Origin of the sequence: Hydrogenophaga sp., assembly GCF_041633695.1 — a bacterium.
GTDB lineage: Bacteria > Pseudomonadota > Gammaproteobacteria > Burkholderiales > Burkholderiaceae_C > Hydrogenophaga.
On record NZ_JBFJMY010000351.1, the window covers coordinates 1 to 4,406 of the forward strand.

The 4,406-nt window shown below is 67.4% G+C and carries 4 protein-coding genes; 1 reads left to right on the forward strand and 3 read right to left on the reverse strand.

Going from position 1 to position 4,406, the window contains the following annotated elements:
- Both ABYB95_RS17750 and ABYB95_RS17755 read right to left on the reverse strand, forming a co-directional pair.
- Positions 1-686: aldolase/citrate lyase family protein (locus tag ABYB95_RS17750; protein ID WP_372659921.1), on the reverse strand; the 686-nt coding region annotated here is incomplete at its 3' end.
- Between the two features lie 12 nt (positions 687-698).
- Positions 699-2,219, reverse strand: a complete 1,521-nt coding sequence (locus ABYB95_RS17755; RefSeq protein ID WP_372659923.1) for a lipid II flippase MurJ — start codon at positions 2,217-2,219, stop codon at positions 699-701.
- Between the two features lie 139 nt (positions 2,220-2,358).
- Between ABYB95_RS17755 and lysS the strand changes: the two genes are divergently transcribed.
- Positions 2,359-3,915 carry a lysine--tRNA ligase gene (lysS, locus tag ABYB95_RS17760; RefSeq protein WP_372659925.1) on the forward strand — a complete coding sequence of 519 codons (1,557 nt, stop codon included), beginning with the start codon at positions 2,359-2,361 and terminating at the stop codon, positions 3,913-3,915.
- A 2-nt stretch (positions 3,916-3,917) separates the two neighbouring features.
- Here the strand turns inward: lysS and ABYB95_RS17765 are convergent.
- Positions 3,918-4,406: ferredoxin--NADP reductase (locus ABYB95_RS17765; protein WP_372659927.1), on the reverse strand; the 489-nt coding region annotated here is incomplete at its 5' end.

Consider the following 4,406-nt stretch of genomic DNA (forward strand, 5'->3'; position numbering starts at 1 on the left):
GCGATTTCAGCTTCAAAGACCGCGTTCGAATCCGCGCGGTGGAAGGTGCGCGAGAGGATCACGGCTTGCGAACCCAGTCGCAGGTGTTCGGCCAGCACATCGCGGCCGGGCAGCAAGCCCTCGTCGAGCCGCGCGATGCCGCCAAAACCCAGGCGCAAGCCTTGGGCGTGCACCCGCCGGGCGGCCTGGTCGAGCAGGCCCATGGCCAGGGGCTGGTACATGAAGCGCTGGCCCAGCGACAAATGCAGGTCGTTCAAACCCACAAACACCTCGTGCAGGCCAGGGGTGTCCACCCATTCGGGCAAGCAGTGCAGCGCGTCCGCCGTTTCCAGCAAGGCCACCACGGGCGCGCGCCCCGCCACCAGGGTGCAAAAGCGCCGCAACTCGTCGGCCCGGCTGAACATGGGCAGCATGAGCCAGTCGGCGCCTTGCGCCAGCACGGCGTCGACCTCGGCGCCGGTCTCGGGGTTCAGCGGGTTCACACGCACCATCAGTTGGGAATGTCGCAAGACGGCCTTGACCCGGCCCACATCTTCGATGGTGTGGGTGCTGATGAAGGTGTTGCGACCGGCCTGGCGCTCGGCCTTGCCCAGGCGTTCCAGATCGACAAAGAGGCGCATGCCCTGCAGCGCATCACAGCGGCGGGCGAACACGGGGTCGTTGGTGATTTGCAGCAGATCGATCATGGGCAGCCCGGATTATCGGCGCACGGCCAGACGCAGGGCGGGCGAGACCAGCAAGGTCAGCGCGACCACCGCTGCGGCGATCAACAAGGCCAGCCCCAGGCCGGGCAAGCGCTCCGGCGTGGGCAACTGGCTGCAGGCGACGGCCAGCAGCGCGGCGGCCAAGGCGGGCACGGCGGTGTCGCGCCCACGCAGAACGCCCTGCAAAAATCCGCGTTCGCGCCACCACAGCAGACCGGCGGCCAGCGTCAGCGCGGCGTTGATGCCCCACATCACCACGCGGCCGTCCAGCCCGCCTTGTTGGTGCGCCACCCAACCCAGCAGTGCCAGCACGGCCAAGGCGCCCAGGTAAGCGTGGACCGCGCCGCGCAGGCGCCCGGTGCTGGCCATGAGGGTGAGCAGCACCGCCAGCAGCGCCTGCGGCAGCAGCGACCAGGCACCTATGCGGCTCCAGGCGGCCACCTGTTGCACCGCCTCGGGCGTCATGCGGCCCCAGCCATAGAGCAGTTGGGCCAAGGGCAGGGACATGGCCGACAAGGCCGCCGCTGCCGCACAGGCCAGCACCCAGGCCAGGGTGAAGGCCTGGCGCAGCACGGCCTGTTGTTGCTCGCGGTGCGCCGCACTGGCCGCCGCGTCGAGCGGGGGCGTGGCAGCAAAGACCCGCGCCAGAGCCGGGAACGACAGCGTGGCCACCAGCTGCACCGCCAGCACCAGCGGCAGTTCCACCAACTTCCAGGCGTAGTTGAAGGTGGTGAGTGCCCCTTCGCCGCCACCGGAAGCCAGGCTGCGGCCGAGCAAAGGCAGCAACAGGGGCAGGCCCGCGCTGGCCAGTGCCCACAGCCAGACGTTCGGGCGTGGCCAGGTGGGAGCGCTGTTCGGGGCTGGTGCGGCGTCTGGCGCAACGGGTTCCCGGGTGCGGGCCAGCCGCCAGTGCAGCCACACCAGGCGCAGGGCGCCGCCGAGCAACAAGCCCAGCCCCAGCAGCACGACAGGCCCCACCGGCAGCTTTGCCCATGAAGCGGCCACCAGGCCCAGGGCGCCGATCACGGCGGCGTTCACCACCAGATTCGCGCCGTACATGCCGGTGAAATCCCGCCGGTGTTGCAAACGCGTGGTCCACAAGGCGGCCAGCAAGGCCAGCGGCAGCGCCAAGGCGCTCCAGCCCAGGGCCAGCTGTGCGCTGACCCGCGCACCGGCCGACAAGCCCGGCGCCAGCAGCCCAACGATCAGCTCGGGCGCGGCCACCAAGCCCGCGCCGACCAGCAAGCCGGTGGCCAGCAAGATGCGGCCGAGCCGGCTTTGGGTGGCGGCCTGCAGCGCTGGCGGCTGGCGCGCCCAGAGTGGCAGCAGCACATAGCTCAAGGCGCCTGCGGCCAGCACACCGGTGAGCAGGTCGGGCAGGGTGAGCATCAACACCGCCAGATCGGCCAGGCCACTGGTGCCCAGGGCTGCGGCCTGCGCGGTTTCGCGCAGCAGGCCCAGCAGGCGGCTGGCCAAGAGCAGGCCAAAAGAAACCAGACCGGTGCGCAAAAACATGCCCGCATTATCCGGTGCGCATGTGGGGGGCTATCCCGCCCCCGGCCCGGCCCGGGCACCAGACCCTAAAATGCAGGGCTTGGCGCGCGCCACCCTGGTGGGTGGCCACCCGCTTTTGACGCCACCAATGCCACCGACCATGTCACAGACCACTCCCGATTCCGCCAGCCAGCCCGCCGCACACGACGAAAACCACCTGATCGCCGAGCGCCGCGAAAAGCTGAAAGGTTTGCGCGAAGCGCAAAAGCAGGGCAAGGGCGTGGCCTTTCCGAACAACCACAAACCCGAGCACAAGGCCGAGCAGCTGTTCGCGCTGCATGGCGAGGCCAGCAAGGAAGCGCTGGAAGCGCAGCCTACGCGCGTCAGCGTGGCCGGCCGCATGATGCTCAAACGCGTCATGGGCAAAGCCAGTTTCGCGACCTTGCAAGATGCCTCTTTTGGCCCGTCGTCTGGCCGCATCCAGATCTACCTGAACAACGACAGCGTGGGCGAAGAGGTGCACGCGGCTTTCAAGCACTGGGATCTGGGCGACATCGTGGCCGCCGAGGGGGTGCTGTTCAAGACCCGCACCGGTGAACTCACCATCCACGCCGACAAGATCCAGCTCATCACCAAGAGCCTGCGGCCTTTGCCCGACAAGTTCCACGGCGTGCACGACCAGGAAATCAAATACCGCCAGCGCTATGTGGACCTGATGACCGACGAGTCCGCCCGCAAGCGCTTCATGGCACGCAGCAAAGGCATCACCAGTCTGCGCGAATTCATGGTGCAGCACGGCTTTCTGGAAGTGGAAACGCCCATGCTGCACGCGATCCCCGGCGGCGCCAACGCCAAGCCGTTCGAGACCCACCACAACGCGCTCGACCAGGCCATGTTCCTGCGCATCGCGCCCGAGCTGTTTCTGAAGCGCCTGCTGGTCGGGGGATTCGACCGGGTGTTCGAGATCAACCGCAACTTCCGCAACGAAGGCATCAGCGTTCGGCACAACCCCGAATTCACCATGATGGAGTTCTACGCGGCGTACTGGAACTACCAGGATTTGATGGGCTTCACCGAAGAACTGATCCGCCACGCGGTGCGCGACGTGTGCGGCGACGCGCCGCTGAGCTACCAGGGCCAGCCGGTGGACATCGTCAGCCCCTTCGAGCGTCTGACCATCCGCGAAGCGATCCAGAAGTACACCGAAGCGGGCGACAACGTGGACAAGGCCGAATGGCTGGTGCCGCAGCTGAAAAAGCTCGGTCTGTCAGAGACCAAACACAAGCTCGCCAGCCGCAGCCTGGCCAGCTTGCAGGTGCTGTACTTTGAAGAGACGGTGGAAGAAAAACTCTGGAACCCCACCTTCATCATGGAGCACCCGACCGAAATCTCGCCGCTGGCACGCGCCAACGACGAGCGCCCCGAGGTGACCGAACGTTTCGAGCTCTACATCACCGGCCGTGAATTCGGCAATGGTTTCTCCGAGCTGAACGACGCCGAAGACCAGGCCGCGCGCTTCCAGGCGCAGGTCGACGCCAAGGACGGCGGCGACGACGAAGCCATGCACTTCGATGCCGACTACATCCGCGCACTCGAATACGGCATGCCGCCGGCCGGCGGTTGTGGCATCGGCATCGACCGTCTGATGATGCTGCTGACCGACAGCGCCAGCATCCGTGACGTGATCCTGTTCCCGGCCTTGCGCCGCGAAAGCTGAGTTCAGCGCCAGAGCAGTGTGAGCGCCAGGCCCACCAGGCTGGCTGCGGAAATCAGCCACCAGCCTTGGCGCATGCGCCGCGCCAGTGGCGAGCGACCGGCAAAGTCGTACTTGAAGTGCTCCGACAGAATGCGCGAGGTCGGCACGCCACGCGCCACCAGCGCGCTCTCGACCGCGTCCATCATGGGCTCGGGCCCGCAGACCAGGTGGCAGGCCGTTTCGGCAACGGGCGCCAGGGCGGGGTGCTGCAGTGCACGCGTCAGGCCTTGCGCATCCAGGCGCCCGCGCAGGCCTTCCCAGCCGGTCCCGGCTTCTTCCACCATGGGCAGCATCTGAAAGTCGGGCAGGGCGTTCGCGCCTGAGAGCGCCAGCACATCGACCATCTGTTCCACACGCTTGTCGGCGTAGATGAGCCGGATGGGGCGCCGTTCCTGGCGCGACACGCAGTCGGCGAGCAGGCCCACAAAAGGTGCGACCCCGATGCCGCCCGC

Coding starts and splice junctions, on each gene's coding strand:
- ABYB95_RS17755 (WP_372659923.1), bottom strand. CDS start 2,219: ATGTTTTTGCGCACCGGTCTGGTTTCTTTTGGCCTGCTCTTGGCCAGC.
- lysS (WP_372659925.1), top strand. CDS start 2,359: ATGTCACAGACCACTCCCGATTCCGCCAGCCAGCCCGCCGCACACGAC.